The organism is Mesorhizobium sp. P2_E7 (assembly GCF_056403855.1).
In genome coordinates, this window is the sequence record NZ_JBFUER010000001.1 from 265,822 (window position 1) to 281,773 (window position 15,952).

Below are 15,952 nucleotides of genomic sequence, written 5' to 3' on the forward strand. Positions count from 1 at the left end.
GGGCGACAGCTGGGGCTCAATGCGTCTGCGCCGCGCCCGCCAGCTGGTCCGCATCGGTAAGCGTTTGCAGAAAGGCGACGATGTCGTCTATTTCAGGATCGGTCAGCGCCGGCCTGTTGGCGTGCTTTTGATCGAAAGGTGGATCCTGGTTGAGGTTTGGCCAGTAAACCTTTGGCAGGTCGTCGTATTTCTTGATCGTGCCGTCGGCGTTCTTCGGATACCAGCGGCCGGGATCGCTGTCGCGGCTTGCGTAAAAGGCGACCGCGTCGCGCAGCGTGTGGAAATAGCCATTGTGGAAGAAGCTCTTCTTCAGCGCCACGTTGCGCAGCGTCGGCGTGCGGAACAGGCCGCAATACTCCGCCCGACCCTTTAGGTCGGTCCGCAGCGGACCGCACAGGCCGAGGTCGAAATAGGTCGGATCGGCATTGGCCGGGATGGCCGGATTGCGCGGCACGCCGATGCCGAGGAAACCGAAATCGGTGAACTGCGGCGGCTCGCCGTCATTGGCCGGTTCGCTGATATGGCAGCTGGCGCAATTGCCCTTGGTCTCGTCCTCGAACAAAGCGCGCCCGAGTAATTCCTGCGCGGTCAGCGTCGCCTTGCCGGCAAGGAAAGCGTCGTAGCGGCTGGAGTAGGGGTAGAAGTCGGCAGCGCTCTGCTCGAACGTGCCCAGCGCCTCGACGGCGGCGTCGAAAGCATCGTCCGGATGGTCGAAGACTTGGTCCCCGAAGATCGCCTTGAACTCGCCGGCATAGGCCGCCTTGCGCAAAGCGGCGGCAACGGCGTCGCCATCCTCGTTGGCCATCTCGAATGGCGACAGCAGGGGGATCCGCGCCTGGTCTTTGCCGTGGTCGGCGCGGCCGTCCCAGGTCAGGCCGCCGGTGGCGCCATTGTCGACGCTTTCATCGCCTTCGTCCTCGGAATCATAGAAATGCTCGCTGAAGGCCGGGACCGCCTGGAGATAGCGCAGCGACGGCACCGCGCGCAGTCCCGGCTGGCGCATGTCGGGTCCGCCCATCTCGACCGGTCCGGCCGATGCCGGGCCAAAAGCATTATGCGGATCATGGCAGGACGAGCAGGCCTGCAGGCCCGACGCCGACAGCGACGGATCGAAGAACATCTTGCGGCCGAGTGCGGTCAGCGCCGCTGCCCTGGCATAGGCGTCGCTGCGCGACATCGGTCCGGGATGGACGCCGTCGGCATCAGCCGTGTTTGCCGGTGTGAGCACGGCAAGACCAAGCAGCGATGCCGCGCCGATTGCGATCGCCCGTTTTGTCCAGTGTCGCGCCGTCATCTCGTTCGGTCCGGTTTTATCAGGGCTTAGAACCGCACTGCTACGGATTGATGACCGCTCTGCCTGCTCACGCAACCGTGTTCGCCGCAACGGAAAACGTCACAAAGGTGACAAGGCGGTGGCCCTAATTTGGCGCGCCGCGCGAAAAGGCCCATCTTGCCGTGCTGCTCCTCCAGCCATTGTTCCAAGCCACGAGGTTTTCCATCATGACGAGGCTCAAGCTCCTTACTTCCCTGTATCTAGCCGGCTCAGCCCTTGCTCCCTTGGCCGCGGCAGGCGCCGTTCATGCCGCGCCCGCCGGCTACGACAAGATCGATACGGTGGTCGTCATCTATGCCGAGAACCGCAGCTTCGATAACCTCTATGGCGGCTTTCCCGGCGCCAACGGCCTGTCGAATGTGACGGCCGGCCAGGCGCGCCAGCTCGACCGCGACGGCCAGCCGCTGACAGAGCTCCCGCCGGCCTGGGGCGGACTCACCGGCAAGGGTGTCACGCCGGCGGTGACGGAAGCCCAGACCGCGCATCTCGCCAATGCCGTCTTCGCCATCGACGATCCCAAGGGTTTTAACGAGAACACCGGGGTCATCACCCACGATCTCTGGCATCGCTTTTACCAGGAGCAGATGCAGATCGACGGTGGCAAGAATGATAAATTCGTCGCCTGGGCCGATTCCGGCGGCCTCGTCATGGGCCACTATGACGGCTCGGTGTTGCCGATGTGGGCGGTCGGCAAGAAATACGTGCTTGCCGACAATTTCTTCCAGGGCGCCTTCGGCGGCTCCTTCCTCAACCATTTCATGCTCGCCTGCGCCTGCGTGCCGGTCTATCCCAATGCCGACACCAGCCCGGTGAAAGGCCAGATCGCGGTCGTCGACGCCGACGGCAAGACGCTCAAGATCGCCGACAATTCGCCGCCGTCGGCGCTCGGTGGCGTACCGAAATTCGTCAGCGACGGCGCCATCACCCCCGATTTCTACGCCGTCAACACCATGCAGCCGCCCTATCAGCCGAGCAACAACAAGCCGGTGGCAGGCGGCGACCAGGCGATGGCCGACCCGGCTCAGCCGACCACTTTGCCACCGCAGCACGACATCACCGTTGGCGACCTGCTGTCGCTGAAGGGCGTCGACTGGGCCTGGTATGCGGGCGCCTGGCAGGCCACGCTCGACGGCAAGAATGCGACGCCGGTGCCGAACTTCCAGTTCCACCACCAGCCCTTCAACTATTTCGCGGCTTACGCGCCAGGCACGGCTGCGCGTGCCGAGCACCTCAGGGATGGCGGCCTTGGCGGCACCGAGTTCATCAAGGCGATCGACGACGGCAAGCTGCCTGCTGTCTCCTTCTACAAGCCGCAGGGCAACCTCAACGAGCACAGCGGCTATGCCGACGTCACGTCGGGCGACCAGCATCTGGCCGATGTCGTTTCGCATCTCGAGAAAAGCCCGCAATGGCCGCATATGCTGGTCGTCGTTACCTATGACGAGAATGGCGGCTTCTGGGATCATGTCGCGCCGCCCAAGGCGGATCGCTGGGGCCCGGGCAACCGCATACCGGCCTTCATCATCTCGCCCTATGCGAGGGCGGGCATGGTCGATCACACACAATACGACACAACGTCGATCCTGCGCTTCATTACCGCGCGCTACGATCTGCCGGTGCTGCCCGGGATCGTCGCCCGCGACAAGGCGCTGCGCAACAACGATCAGCCGCCGATGGGTGATCTAAGCGCGGCACTGGACCTTAGCCGGTAACCGACCCGTTCTTTCACACCGTCCAGAAATAGCGGACGATGTGAAAGAACACCGGGGCGGCGAAGACCAGGCTGTCGGCGCGGTCCATCATGCCGCCATGGCCTTCGATCAAATGGCCCCAGTCCTTGACGCCCTGGTCGCGCTTGATGGCCGATGCGACCAGCCCGCCGAGAAATCCCATCAGGCAGGCGATGAAGGCGACGCCTGCCGCCGCCAGCGGCGAGAACGGCGTCAGGAACGACAAAAGCGCACCGAGCAGGCTCGACGCCACCAGCCCGCCGATCAGCCCTTCCCAGGTCTTTGACGGCGAGACGGAGGGCGACAGCAGATGCCGGCCGAACAGCTTGCCGAAAATGTATTGCAGCACGTCGCTGCCTTGCACGGTGATGATCAGGAAGGCGATGAGCAGAAGATTGCGGCCTTCGAAGCCGGGCACGTTCAGCGTCAGCAGCGCCGGCACGTGGCTGACGCAGTAGACCGAGATCATGACCGCCCATTGCTGCGCGGATACGCGCTCGAGGAAGCGCTCGGTGTCGCCGTTGAGCGCGGTGATCGCCGGCATCAACAGGAAACAGTAGACCGGGATGAAGATGGTGAAGAGCCCGTACCAGGCGGTCCACACCAGCCAGTACTGGTAGGGAATGATGATGCCGAACATGCCGAGCAGCACCCAGTGGTCGCTGCGCCGGCTGTGCGTCAGCGTCACGAATTCGCGCAGCGCCGCAAACGAGATCAGCGCAAACAGGATGGTCATGCCGGTGCGGCCGAAGAAGAAGGCGACCGTGATCGCCACCACCATCACCCACCAGGCGTTGATGCGCTGGTTGAGGTTGACGAGCGTCGAGGGCAGCGGCTTCGGCGCCCGCCACGACAGGATGCCGGCGACAATGCTGGCCGTGGTCAGTACCGCGACCAGGCCAACCAGCAGGATGACGGTTTCATGCATCGGCGGCAGTGTCATGCGACGTCTCTGATCATGATCTAATCTTTTCTTGGAGCATGATCTTTTCCAAAAACCGGTACCCACTTTTTGGGATCATGCTCTAGTCGTCCCGATCGGGGCGGGGGTCGAGCGACAGCAGCGTCTGGCGCGCGCGCTCGAGGAAGGCGCGGCGTTCTTCGCCCGGTGCTATCGCCACCGGCGGACCGAAGACGACGCGGCACAAAAGCGGCACCGGCAGGAACTGGCCCTTGGGCAGCACGCGCGACATGTTCTCGATCCAGCACGGGATGAGTTCGACGTCGGGCCGCGCCATCGACAGATTGTAGAGGCCGGAGCGGAACGGCAGCAGATCCGCCTCCGTCGTGTTGCGGGTGCCCTCAGGAAACAGGATCAGCGAATGTCCCTGGTCGAGCACCGACAGCATGATCGAGATCGGGTGCTGGGTTTCGTCGGTCCACTGCCGGTGGATGAGCACGGAAGACAGCATGTCCTCGGCAATGAAACGGCGCAGCCGCGACTTTCCCCAATATTCGGCCGCCGCGATCGCATGGGTGCGGGCGCGCACCTTTTCGCTCAGGCAGGCCGACAACAGGATGAAGTCGCCATGGCTGGCATGGTTGGCGAAGTAGATGCGCTGGCGCTCTGACGGCTGGCTGCCGTTCCAGATTGGCCGCACCCCGGTCACCACCCAGGCCGCCGCCGACAGGCCGACCGAGGTCACCGTCTGCAGCAAGGTGAAGGTGTTGGCACGCAGGTGAAGTTTTGTCATGGTTCAAACAAATGCCGCCACAAGGGATGCCGCCGCAAACACGGCGAGTGCCAGGCGCTGTCTTGTCAGCAGGCGACGCGTGCCTGCTATGCGATGATCGAGCGAGCGGCCGCCGGCAGCGGTGGGTTTCAGACGCATGCGCGCCAGCACATCGTCGACCACGGCGCCGCCGGCAGCCTCGGTGGCGTGGCTTGCAATCAGTCGGAACAGCAGCGCGTCGAACAAAAGCAAGGCCGAAAGAGCCAGCGTGGCTACGGCACTCGCCGCCGCAATCAACCAGGCCGCTGCCGACAGCGCTGTCGTCTGCGGGGCGGCCGCCAGGCCGATGATCGGCGCTGCCATAACGCCGGCCACCACCAGCAGGATCGGCCACATCGCCTGCACCATCAGCCCGGCGGCGAACGCCTCGGCCTTCTCGGGAAAATTCTCGCCGTTCATGCCGTTTCGTCCAGCGCGCCATGAAGATGCACCGGCCGGCCCGATGCGGCGAGCCGTTTGCGCGCCTGTGCGGCTGTGTGCGAGCGGCCGGTCACAACCAGCCAGTCGGCGACGATGGCCGCACTGCGCTGGAAGCCGAGCGCGCAGCAGACCAGCACGGTGCCGCGCCGGCGCGCCAGCTCGATCGCCGCCACCGCCCGCTCCAGCCTGTCATGCGGCGGCTCCACGAGGTCGAGCATGGCATAGCTGAGCCAGCGGCTGGTCACGCCACCAGGCCGTTCCAGCTCGCCGGCAAGGTCGATCACGGTGCCGAAACGGTTGGCCTCCACTGCGCTCGGAAAGCGGCCGAAGAAAACACCGTCGGTGATCTCTGCTTGTGGCGCGAGTTCACGGGTCCATGCCCAGACATTGACTTTTGCGCCGAGCCGGTAGGGCAGAAGGAGAATACGGCTGGCCAGCGAGACAGTGCCGTCGGCTGCCTTCTGGAACACTTTGGCGCCGGCCCCGGCATAGGCGAAGGCAACGATGGCCAGCGCCAGCGCCGGCCACAACGGGATGAGCGAGACGGCCGAGGCGAACGCGCCCGCGGCGGCAGCGGCGAGGGCAAGCGCGGCACCGAGCGCATAATATCCCGCCAGTCGCCGCGACTTCGGGTCGGAGGTCAGCCGAAAACCCCAGAAGGGCAGTTCGCCCTTGGCCGGAAACAGCCACAGCGCAAACAGGCCGAGCAGCGCGCCGGTTGGAATGTCGATGAAATGATGCTGCCAGGTCGTCAGCACCGAGGCGCCGATGAGAAAGCACCAGATATGCCAGACGGGCCTGAGCAAGCTTCCCAGACGGTGGTGTATCAGGGCATGGCGCCAGTGATCCCAGATGATCACCAGAAGCGCGATGTGCAGGGATGGCGCCTGGTTGAACGGTTTGTCGAAACCGCCGAGGACCGCAAACAGGAAGCCTGGGAAGCCGCTGGTTGCCGGCCGCACGAAGGTCGCCGTTAGCGGAAACAGGATGAAGCAGGTGACGGCAATGATCTGTGCCGTGAGATAGCGGCCGGCGAGCCGGTCGACGCCGCGCCTGGTCGTGTTGAGCAGCAGCGACAGGCCATAGAACAGATTGATCGACCAGTAGGGCACAATCGTCCAGGCGACGAACGGGATGGCGTGTTCCCAGGCATAGACGATGCTGCCGACATGGTCGCGCCGCGACGCCAGCCAGTTGGCGAAGCCATAGGTCGAATAGAAGAACGGAGCCAGCAGCGCCAGCCAAAGGGCGGCCCTCAGCACGATACCGGAATAGGGTTCCCGCGCCGGAGCAGGAGCAGGGTCAGTGACAGCCAGGACCATGGCCTCAGACGCGCCTTGCGACTGAAACGGTGAAGATGCCCCATTGGTCGATGCGCTGGTCGATCTTCTCGAAACCGGCCGCTGTCACCAGCTGGTCCATCTCGCCTTGCGTGCGCCGCCGCATCACCCAGGCCTGGCCGCCGCGATGCGAGGTCAGGCTGCGCGCGATCATTTCCAGCTGCGGATGCCAGGGCTGGTTGGTGTAGATCAGCAGGCTGCCGGGCTGCATGGCGCTGGCCAGTCCGCCGAGCGAGCGGGAAATCATCTGGTTGTCGGCGAACAACTCGTAGAGGCCGGAGACGATGGCGAGATCCGGCGCCGGCTTCAGCGAGGCCAGCATTTTTGCATCGAAGGCGTCGGCCTTGCGGAAAGAGACGCTGGTCGGCAAATCCCGGTCGGCGATCAGTTTCGAGCCCAGCCCGACATTAATGTCAGAATAATCCTGCAGCCGCACACTGGCCGGCGGCTCGGCGCATTTGGCGATGGCATCGAGCACGTAGCGGCCATGGCCGGCGGCAATGTCGACAATGTTGACGGGACGCCCGGCTGCCTTGAGCGCAGCGACAGCGTTGCCGATCAATTCTTCCAGATGCAGCTTGCGCTGGCGGATGCCGCGCCAGCCGATGGCGTCGAGGAAGGTGCGGTCGATCATGCGGCCGATGAAGCCGGTGCCGCGCGCCTCGTTCTCATAGACATAGTCGAGCGTCGAGCCGGAATCGAAGCCGGTGGCAATACCCGTCTTCATGCCCGAAGACAGCCAGGCGCCCATGCGGATCGAGGCGCGGCTCATCGCCCAGTAGAGGCCTTTTGGCGACAGCAGCGCCAGCGGTGAGGCCAGCTTCTCGGCTTCGTCACGGGTATAGCCGGAGCGATCGGCCGAGGTCAGGTCGATCGGCTTTTCCGGCGCCGCGAACTGCTTTTCGAGGAACGGCCGGATCAGGTCGAGCGCCTGCTTACGATCGCGTTCGCCCAGCGTGTCGTGGAAGAAGCCGGGCAGCACATGCCGCTCCTTGGCGCTGCTGCCGAGATTGACGAAGAAGTCGTGCTGCGGCCCATGGCGCACCACCCAGTCGCTGCCCGAGATCAACAGTTGGGCCGGCACGGTGATGGCGCGGGCGTCCGAGACGATGCGGGCGGCGTGGTCATAGAGTTCGACCAGGATGTTGGAAGCGATCGGCCTTGTGATCAACGGATCGGCGTCGAAGGAAGCGATGCGCTCGGCATCATGCGTCAGGAATTTCGCCTTGACGTAGGAATTGACGAAGAAGCGGCCCTTGAGCTTCTGCCACAGCGCAATGCCCTCCTTGGCGAAGGGCACGTAGAGCTTTACCGAAAAGGCCGGCGAAGCAACCACCAGCGCGCGGATGTCGGGTGCATAATCATGCACCCAGGCGGCGGCGAGAACCGCGCCGAAGGATTGCGCGATCAGCGCGACATCGCGCCGGTCAAAACCATCCCGGCCGATCTCGCGCACCAGGCAGTCGATGTCGCGCACCAGTGCGGCAAAGGACGGCGCATAGCCGCGCTCGCCGGCCGAGCGGCCATTGCCGCGCGCGTCCCAGGCGTAGAAGGCATGGTCGGGCATGGCGAGTTCGTCGACCAGATGCGCCATGCGGCCGCCATGCTCGTGGCCGCGATGGAACAGCAGGATCGCGCCTTTGGGCGTCTGCCCGACGGCCGGCCAGTAGCGGTAGAAAATCTCGGTGCCGTCATGGCTCTTGAAGGTGCGCTCCTGCGCGATGCGCTCAAGGCTTGCCGGTGCTGCGGCGGTGACGGTCTGGTGGATCATGGTTCCCCTCTGGCGGTCGGGCTGCTGACGCTTCTGCATCAGGCGTCGCCCGCTCTAAGGCCGCTGCGTATCCGGTTGATGGCGGTTACGAGAGACAGTGTAGCCATGACCGGAAACACAAAGGGTGTGATCGCCTCGACCCACAGGCCGCAGGCAATGAGGAAGCCGATGACGCCCAGCACCAGCGCCCGGTCGCTTTTGCCGAACGGCCCGGCATAGTTGCGCCCGCTGCCGGCGGCGACGCCGAGCACCCCGGCGTACTCGACAAGCATGGCGGCGATGGCGAAAGCCACGACGCCCCAGGCCGGGAACAGGCTGGCAAAGGCCAGAATCAGAGCCAGGTCGGAGACGACGTCGCAAAGTTCGTTGAGATACATGCCGAGTTTCGACGCCTGCGCATGTTCCCTGGCCAGCATGCCGTCAATGGCGTTGAGCGCCATGCGCACGAACAGCACCACCGGCATCAAGAGGAAAATCGCACGATGGTCGGCAAAGACGGCAACCACCAGGCCGGTGGCGATGGAGAGCACGGCGGCGAGAAGCGTGATCTGGTTGGCGGTGACGCCGGCATCAGCCAGCCGGTCGGCAAGCGGCCGCAACCTGGCCTGAAAAGCCGGTTTCAGTGCATAGAGCGTAGGCATATGCGATCCCCCGACCGCGGCTCATGACAGTGTCGGCGAGATTGGTCAATCGGCGGGCAAGACGCAAGGGGAGTTCTGCCCGGCATAGCCGGCAAAAAGAATGGCGGGCCGAACCGTTGTTCGTACCTGTCACCGGCGTTGACAAGCAGCCTGCCGTTCCGCTTCATCGCCGCCATGACCTACGACCGTGCTTGGCTCGAAGCAGCCTTCCGCGCAAAATCCCGGGCGAAGCTGCTCTTCTTCTGGGGACACCAGCCGTCCAAGGACGGACGCATCACCACGTCCTGCCTCAGCCAGTGGTGGCCGGCGCCGTTCAGCGTCGATGGCTTGACCTACCCGACAGCCGAACACTGGATGATGGCCGGCAAGGCGCGCCTGTTCGGCGACGGGCAGGTTGCAACGCAGATCCTCGGCGCAGGCAGCCCGAGGCAGGCCAAGCAGCTTGGACGGCAGGTCAGCGGCTTCGACGCGGCGCGCTGGGATGCGGAGAAATACCGCATCGTCACCGAGGGGAGCTTTGAGAAATTCCGCCAGCACAAGGCGCTCGGCGCGTTTCTGCTGTCGACCGGCGATCAGGTCCTGGTCGAAGCGAGCCCCGTCGACCGGATCTGGGGTATCGGCCTTGCTGCCGATGACGAGCGTGCCGCAAACCCGCTATTGTGGCGCGGCGAAAATCTGCTGGGCTTCGCCCTGATGGAGGCACGCGACCGGCTGCGCGGATGAGGGCAGGGCGTCAGTCGGCATCGCCGGCAGAGCTTTTGCCGCACTGCGCCAGCACCTTGCCGATAGCCCCGCTCGAGCCCGTCAGCGGAAAGCTGTTTTCGCCATATTTGTCGGCCGAAACCGTGACGTCGCCCTTGCCCCGCAACAAAGCGAGCAGCGGGTCGGTCGGGCCTGACAATTCCAGCGTGAAGTAATTGTACATCTCCTCGAGCTGAAGCGTCTTCGTTATGCTCTTGTCGGCGGTCTTGAAGGTGAAGGAAGCGCTGTTACCCGGCTCCAGCTGCTGGCCCGCGTCGCCGAGATCGTAGCTCAGCACCGGCTTGTCGAAACAGACCAGCATCAGATGCGCATCGGCCTTCGGCCCGCCGCACACCGAGGCCGTCAGCACGCTGCCGCCTTCGTCCTCCTCCATCTTGGCGCTCCAGTTGCAGGACGCGGCAAAGGCCGGCTGCGCGGCTTGCAACGCGGCCAGAACGGAACTTGCCAAGATGAACTTCGCCAATGCGCTTCTCATGATTGCCCCTCCCGCGCCATCGCGGCATCTGCGGCCCGGAACAACGGATGCCGTGGCGCTGGGCCGATAATTGGCGAAAACGGCTGCGCGCGCAATCTCCCCCACCTGGGGGGAGATTGACAGTTGCGCTGGGCTTCGCCAACCGCCGCTAATCCCCCTCATGGACTTCGCCAAAATACAACCCATATTGAATCCATGGAGCTTTGAGCGTGAAACGCGCGCATGTGGCCCTTCTTGCCGCGGCTTTCGTGGCCGCCTTGGTCGTTTGCCTCTCTTCCGCAACCGGAGAGGCGGGCGGCCGGGAAAGGGTTGCGTTGAACGTCGAGATAGACGGCGCCATCGGTCCGGCGAGCGCCAGGCAGCTCAAGGAAGCGTTGGCGGTCGCCACAGGGCGAAACGCCGAGGTCGTCATCCTGCAGATCGACACGCCCGGCGGACTGGTCACCTCGATGCGCGAGATGATCGCCGACATCCTTGCCTCGCCGGTTCCGGTCATCGGCTATGTCGCGCCGGCAGGCGGCCATGCGGCCAGCGCCGGTACCTACATTCTCTACGCAACCCATGTGGCGGCCATGGCGCCCGGCACCAATCTGGGGGCGGCAACGCCGATCGAACTCGGCGGGCCGCTGCCATCTCTTCCCGGTCCCGGCGGCGACAAGGACACCGGCAAGGACCGGAAGAACGCCACCGGACCACCGCCGTCGGGCGACGCAATGATGGCCAAGGTGACAAATGACGCGGTTGCTTTGATCCGCTCGCTGGCCGAACTGCGCGGGCGCAATGCCGACTGGGGCGAAAAGGCGGTGCGCGAGGCGGCAAGCCTCTCGGCCAATGCGGCGCTGCAGGAACATGTCATCGACCTCGTCGCCCGCGACACCACCGAACTGCTGCAACTGGCCGACGGGCGGACGGTCGAGGTGTCAGGCAAGAAGCAGGTACTGGCGACGAAAGGGCTGCCGGTCGAAACGCTCGATCCCGGCTGGTTCATCCGGCTTCTCGCCGTCATCACCGATTCGAACATCGCCATCGTCCTGATGCTGGTCGGCGTCTACGGTATCGTCTTCGAGTTCACCAGCCCGGGCGCCGTCGCGCCAGGCGTGATCGGCACGATCTGCCTCGTCCTCGGGCTCTATGCGCTCAATCTGCTGCCGATCAACTATACCGGCCTTGCCTTGATGCTGCTCGGCATCGCCTTCCTCATCGTCGAGGCCTTCAATCCCACCGTGGTGCTTGGGCTAGGAGGCGTGAGCGCCTTTCTGCTGGGGGCAGCCATGCTGCTCAAGATCGAGGGTCCCGGCTTCGAGATGTCGTGGGCCATTCTCGGCGCCGCCGCTGCTTTGACGCTTGGCCTTGCGCTGTTGACCGGCAGCTATCTGTGGGCGGCACGCAGGAGCCTTCCGCGCGTCGGCGCGCAGGCCATGCACGGACTGCCGGCCCAGATCCTCGACTGGTCGCAAGGCGAGGGCCATGTGCTGGCCCAGGGCGAGCGCTGGCGGGCGAAGGCCGACGAACCGCTCGCACCGGGCGACAGCGTCGAGGTGGCCGAGGTCAAGGACCTCGTGCTGATGGTACGGCGCCGGAGATGAGTCTTTGTTTTGAGCATGTCCCCAACCGCTGCACATTTTTGGGCGACATGCTCTGATGATGGAGCAAGGCAATGAGCATCGGTTATGTGGCCTATCTCGTTCTGGCGCTTGTCGTGGTCATGTTCCTGTCCGCGGCCATTCGCATCCTGAGGGAATACCAGCGCGGCGTGGTCTTCACGCTCGGCCGCTTCACCGGGGTCAAGGGTCCCGGCCTCATCATCCTGGTCCCCTTCGTCCAGCAGATGGTGAAGGTCGACCTGCGGGTGGTGGTCCAGGATGTGCCGCCGCAGGACGTGATCTCGCGTGACAACGTCTCGGTCAAGGTGAACGCGGTGCTCTATTTCCGCATCGTCGACGCCGAGCGGGCGATCATTCAGGTCGAGGACTTCATGGCCGCGACCAACCAGCTGGCGCAGACCACACTGCGCTCGGTGCTCGGCAAGCACGAACTCGATGAAATGCTGGCCGAACGGGACAAGCTCAACAGCGATATCCAGGAGATCCTCGATCAGCGCACCGATGCCTGGGGCATCAAGGTGTCCAATGTCGAGATCAAGCACGTCGACTTGAACGAAAGCATGATCCGCGCCATCGCCAAGCAGGCCGAAGCCGAGCGACTGCGGCGCGCCAAGGTGATCAATGCCGATGGCGAACAGCAGGCCGCGGCGAAACTGGTCGAGGCGGGCCGGATGCTGGCGGCCGAGCCGCAGGCCATGCAGCTGCGCTATTTCGAGGCTTTGCACGACATCGCCGGCGAGCGCTCGTCCACAGTGGTGTTCCCGCTGCCGGTGGATCTGCTCAGCCAGTTCATGAAGGGGGCGGGTGGGGCAAAGTAAAAAACCAGCGGGGCCTAGTTGCACAGCCGTCGCAAAATCGCCGCTCTTGCCGGGAATCGTACGGCCGGCAGCTGAGTGGCCCCGCGGGGAGAGAGGCCATGATGAGACTACCGATCATGGCGGGCCTCGTTCTGGCAGGTTCTCCGGCGTGGGCGGGCGATATACCCTATGCGCCTTCGGCCAATGTCCCCGACTATGTCGCGACGATGACGGTGCAACCATCGGGAAATTCGGCCGGATCCCATACGAGGATCGTCACACATCATGACGGCTGGGTCCGTGTGGACGAACTGGGGACGGTCATCTACGGAAATCCGGCAAAGCAAATAACGGTCTCATTCCTTAGGGATTCAAACTATTCCTCTGTTTCGGTAAGCCGTGAGACGCCGACATCCTACGAACGAATTCGCGCAGTAACAGAAACCGGCCAGACCGAGACGCATGCCGGCGAGCGATGCGACGTGCGGGACGTTGTGCGGCGCGATCCAGACAAGCGGGCCCCTGGACTGCAATGGCTGAGTTGCCTGACGGCTGATGGTATCGAGATCGCCACAAGGGTGTTTGTGAACGGCTCGCTGTTTCAATCGACAGCGATTGTCAGACTCGGACGGCGCCCCGTGTCCGCCGAGGAGGTCGAGCTGCCTGCCAATTTGCTGGACGTTGCCCAATGGCTGCACTTCAACCATCAGCCACCCCAAGCTGCAACCGCCGTCAAGCGCCGACCAGATTTTGCCATGCACATGCAATGGCAAGGTGCGGTCAGGGTTTTACGGCGGCACGATCCGTGGAGCTACGATGAAACATCGTATGCCGATGGACGGCGAACCCTAAATATCCGCAACGAGCAAACGGGGCAGGCACTATCCTTCGGGGCCGCAAAGGGCGGCGCGTTTGAGCGGCTCTCCATATGCGAGAAATGTCAGTCGGCAGATTCGCCGGCTATTCACCTCGGCCGCAATGTCATCCCGGAGAGGATGGGCCGCACGGACATTGTTCTCGGTGAGGCGTGCGACTGGTTCGACATGGCTCCGGGTACGTTTGACATAAACCTTTCGCAATGTCTGACGCAGGACAAAATCCCGGTAAAAATCGGCAGTGGTGGAGCGTGGGGGCCACGTGAGGAATTTGTCGCCGATGAGGTTCAGCGCCGGGAGCTCAAGCCCGAAGAGATTCTGCCACCCAGCGATGTCCTGAACCGGTCGAACTGGGATTTTCCAGGATAGGTGGGGAGATTGGCGAAAATCGAATGATGGCACTTCACCGCCGCCAGGGCGGCTCCGGGGCGAAGCGCTTGCCGATCCAGTCGGCGAAGGCGCGCGTCTTGGCGGCTTGTCCCTTGGCTGAGGGCGTGACGACATAGATCGCGCCTTCGTCGGCCAGCGTCCAGTCTTCCAGGATTGGCACCAGCCGTCCGTCGGCGAGTTCGCGGCCGACCAACCAGTCGGTGCTCATCATCAGGCCGACGCCTTGCACGGCGGCCTCGACCAGCACCTCGGCATCATCGGTGACCAACGGCCCGGAGACTTCGACGCGCACGCTCCGGCCCTCCCGGTCGGTCATCTCCCAGGCGGGAAAGGTATGGAAACCGCTGAAGCCCAGGCAGGAATGTTCGAGCAGCGCCCGAGGTGTCTCCGGCCTGCCCCTTCGGGCGAGATATGAGGGGGCGGCGCAGAGCAGCCGCCGCCGCGTCGCCACCTTGCGCGCCACCAGGCGCGAGTCCTCCAGCGCGCCGAGTCGCACGGCGACGTCGAAATTCTCGGCGACCAGATCGGCGAAACGGTTGGAGAATTCGGCCTCGATGCGGACATCGGGAAATTCGGCAAGGAACTGAGGCAGCAGCGGCCCGATCCACATGCGCCCGAACGTGCCAGGCAGCGCCAGCCTGAGCAGGCCGCGCGGGCCGCCGCCGGCATGCGCCGACGCGGCAGCCTCGGCCTCGTCCACGGAGGCGAGGATAGCGCGCACCCGCACCATGAATTCGGCGCCCGCTTCCGTCAGCGACACGCTGCGCGTCGTGCGATGGAGCAGCCTGACGCCCAGCCGCTCCTCCAGCGATTGCAGGCGCCGCGACAGGATGGTCGCGTCGCGCCCGACACGCGCCGCCGCCCTTGTGAAGGACCGCGCCTCGGCGATGGCCGCGAAGGCCGCCATTTCGGCAAGGGTCATCGGCTCATGAGATTGCTGCATAAATCACACTATTGAAATGTAAAAGGCAAGGATTATCCAGACATATCGCAGCAGCTAGCTTCACTCAACCCATCAATCGTTCCACCGGAGTGAAACCATGAAAGTCATCGAACTGAGCCAACCCAGGCTGGACGCCTTCCGCGCCGCCACCATTGCCACCCCCGAACCGCAGCGCGGCGAGGTGCTGATCCGCCAGCGTGCGGCGAGCCTCAATTTCGTCGATGTCGCGGTGGCGAGCGGCAATTATCCCGGACCGAGCTTTCCGCTCATCCCGGTCGCCGACGGCGCCGGCGAGATCGTCGCGCTGGGCGAGGGGGTTACGAGGTTCGCCGTCGGCGATCGCGTTGTCGCCCATGCCAAGCCGCGCTGGATCGGCGGCCGGCCGCGGCCTTACGAGATGACGCAGATGCGCGGCATTTCGCTGCCGGGATCGCTGGCCGAATATGTCGCGCTGCCGGCCAACTCGGTGGTGCCGGTGCCGGCGCATCTCTCCTTCGAGGCGGCGTCGACGCTGCCGATCGCCGGCACCACCGCCTGGAACGCCATCCGCGCCGCCGATGTCGGGCCGGGCTCGGTCGTCGTGCTGCTCGGCACCGGCGGCGTCTCGATCTTCACCTTGCAGCTTGCGAAAGCCGCCGGCGCCACCGTCATCATCACCTCGTCGTCGGACGAGAAGCTGGAGCGGGCGAAGGCACTCGGCGCCGATCATCTCATCAACTACCGCGCGACGCCCGACTGGGACGGCAAGGTGCTGGAACTGACCGGCGGCTTCGGCGCCGACCTCGTCGTCGAAACCGCCGGCACCGCTACCTTCGCCCGCGCCGTCAACGCCACCGCGCCTGGCGGCACGCTGTTCACCATCGGTTTCGTCACCGGCGCCGAGGCCACGGTCAACCTGCTGCCGATCATCATCAAGGCGTTGAAGGTGGTGGGCAACAACACCGGATCGGTATCCGACCTTCGCGACGCCGCCCGCGCCATCGGTGCATCCAGGATCGAGCCGGTCGTCGACAAGGTTTTTTCGCAGAACGAAGCGGTCGAAGCCTACGCACACATGGCCGCCGGCGGCCTGCACTTCGGCAAGCTGGTGTTCGGGTTGGAGTGGTAGGTAGGGGCCGACGCCGGAGATTGGCGAGGC

Annotated in this window: 15 protein-coding genes; 6 read left to right on the forward strand and 9 right to left on the reverse strand. The window is 64.5% G+C overall.

Going from position 1 to position 15,952, the window contains the following annotated elements; translation table 11 throughout:
- Positions 1-16 precede the first annotated feature (16 nt).
- Positions 17-1,294 (reverse strand): cytochrome-c peroxidase, encoded by a 1,278-nt coding sequence (locus AC1DYC_RS01375; protein ID WP_477403326.1) that lies wholly within the window; start codon positions 1,292-1,294, stop codon positions 17-19.
- 206 nt (positions 1,295-1,500) lie between these two features.
- Between AC1DYC_RS01375 and AC1DYC_RS01380 the strand changes: the two genes are divergently transcribed.
- A complete protein-coding gene (locus tag AC1DYC_RS01380) occupies positions 1,501-3,045 on the forward strand; it encodes an acid phosphatase (RefSeq protein ID WP_477403328.1) in 1,545 nt (514 codons plus the stop codon).
- A gap of 13 nt (positions 3,046-3,058) precedes the next feature.
- Here the strand turns inward: AC1DYC_RS01380 and AC1DYC_RS01385 are convergent, their stop codons facing one another.
- The 6 genes from AC1DYC_RS01385 to AC1DYC_RS01410 form a co-directional block, all read right to left on the reverse strand.
- Positions 3,059-3,991 (reverse strand): phosphatidate cytidylyltransferase, encoded by a 933-nt coding sequence (locus AC1DYC_RS01385; RefSeq protein WP_477408112.1) that lies wholly within the window; start codon positions 3,989-3,991, stop codon positions 3,059-3,061.
- Positions 3,992-4,088: 97 nt separating this feature from the next.
- On the reverse strand, positions 4,089-4,757 hold the full coding sequence (locus tag AC1DYC_RS01390; protein WP_477281879.1) for a lysophospholipid acyltransferase family protein: 669 nt from the start codon (positions 4,755-4,757) through the stop codon (positions 4,089-4,091).
- A 3-nt stretch (positions 4,758-4,760) separates the two neighbouring features.
- Positions 4,761-5,195: a hypothetical protein gene (locus AC1DYC_RS01395; protein WP_477403330.1), complete on the reverse strand. Its 435-nt coding sequence runs from the start codon at positions 5,193-5,195 to the stop codon at positions 4,761-4,763.
- Positions 5,192-6,538 (reverse strand): phosphatase PAP2/dual specificity phosphatase family protein, encoded by a 1,347-nt coding sequence (locus AC1DYC_RS01400; RefSeq protein WP_477403332.1) that lies wholly within the window; start codon positions 6,536-6,538, stop codon positions 5,192-5,194. The genes AC1DYC_RS01395 and AC1DYC_RS01400 overlap by 4 nt, the downstream gene beginning before the upstream one ends.
- Before the next feature lie 4 nt (positions 6,539-6,542).
- The gene (locus AC1DYC_RS01405) at positions 6,543-8,324 is read right to left on the reverse strand and encodes a bifunctional alpha/beta hydrolase/class I SAM-dependent methyltransferase (RefSeq protein ID WP_477408114.1); all 1,782 of its coding nucleotides are present in this window, start codon (positions 8,322-8,324) and stop codon (positions 6,543-6,545) included.
- A gap of 41 nt (positions 8,325-8,365) precedes the next feature.
- Positions 8,366-8,968 (reverse strand): CDP-alcohol phosphatidyltransferase family protein, encoded by a 603-nt coding sequence (locus AC1DYC_RS01410; protein WP_477403334.1) that lies wholly within the window; start codon positions 8,966-8,968, stop codon positions 8,366-8,368.
- A 138-nt stretch (positions 8,969-9,106) separates the two neighbouring features.
- Here AC1DYC_RS01410 and AC1DYC_RS01415 point away from each other — a divergent pair, with 138 nt between their 5' ends.
- Complete coding sequence (locus AC1DYC_RS01415; RefSeq protein ID WP_477403336.1) at positions 9,107-9,691, forward strand: NADAR family protein; 585 nt, start codon at positions 9,107-9,109, stop codon at positions 9,689-9,691.
- 10 nt (positions 9,692-9,701) lie between these two features.
- Here the strand turns inward: AC1DYC_RS01415 and AC1DYC_RS01420 are convergent, their stop codons facing one another.
- Complete coding sequence (locus AC1DYC_RS01420; protein WP_477403338.1) at positions 9,702-10,205, reverse strand: hypothetical protein; 504 nt, start codon at positions 10,203-10,205, stop codon at positions 9,702-9,704.
- 209 nt (positions 10,206-10,414) lie between these two features.
- On the opposite strand from AC1DYC_RS01420, the gene AC1DYC_RS01425 reads away from it, so the two are divergent.
- The 3 genes from AC1DYC_RS01425 to AC1DYC_RS01435 all read left to right on the forward strand — a co-directional run bounded on the left by AC1DYC_RS01425 (position 10,415) and on the right by AC1DYC_RS01435 (position 13,850).
- Positions 10,415-11,791 (forward strand): NfeD family protein, encoded by a 1,377-nt coding sequence (locus tag AC1DYC_RS01425; RefSeq protein WP_477403340.1) that lies wholly within the window; start codon positions 10,415-10,417, stop codon positions 11,789-11,791.
- A 71-nt stretch (positions 11,792-11,862) separates the two neighbouring features.
- Positions 11,863-12,627 (forward strand): slipin family protein, encoded by a 765-nt coding sequence (locus AC1DYC_RS01430; protein ID WP_477403342.1) that lies wholly within the window; start codon positions 11,863-11,865, stop codon positions 12,625-12,627.
- 98 nt (positions 12,628-12,725) lie between these two features.
- Positions 12,726-13,850: a hypothetical protein gene (locus AC1DYC_RS01435; protein ID WP_477403344.1), complete on the forward strand. Its 1,125-nt coding sequence runs from the start codon at positions 12,726-12,728 to the stop codon at positions 13,848-13,850.
- Positions 13,851-13,884: 34 nt separating this feature from the next.
- On the opposite strand, the gene AC1DYC_RS01440 is transcribed toward AC1DYC_RS01435, so the two are convergent.
- The gene (locus tag AC1DYC_RS01440) at positions 13,885-14,814 is read right to left on the reverse strand and encodes a LysR family transcriptional regulator (RefSeq protein ID WP_477403346.1); all 930 of its coding nucleotides are present in this window, start codon (positions 14,812-14,814) and stop codon (positions 13,885-13,887) included.
- A gap of 97 nt (positions 14,815-14,911) precedes the next feature.
- On the opposite strand from AC1DYC_RS01440, the gene AC1DYC_RS01445 reads away from it, so the two are divergent.
- Positions 14,912-15,922, forward strand: coding sequence for a zinc-dependent alcohol dehydrogenase family protein (locus AC1DYC_RS01445; RefSeq protein WP_477403348.1), 1,011 nt, complete (start codon positions 14,912-14,914; stop codon positions 15,920-15,922).
- The last annotated feature ends 30 nt before the right edge of the window (positions 15,923-15,952 follow it).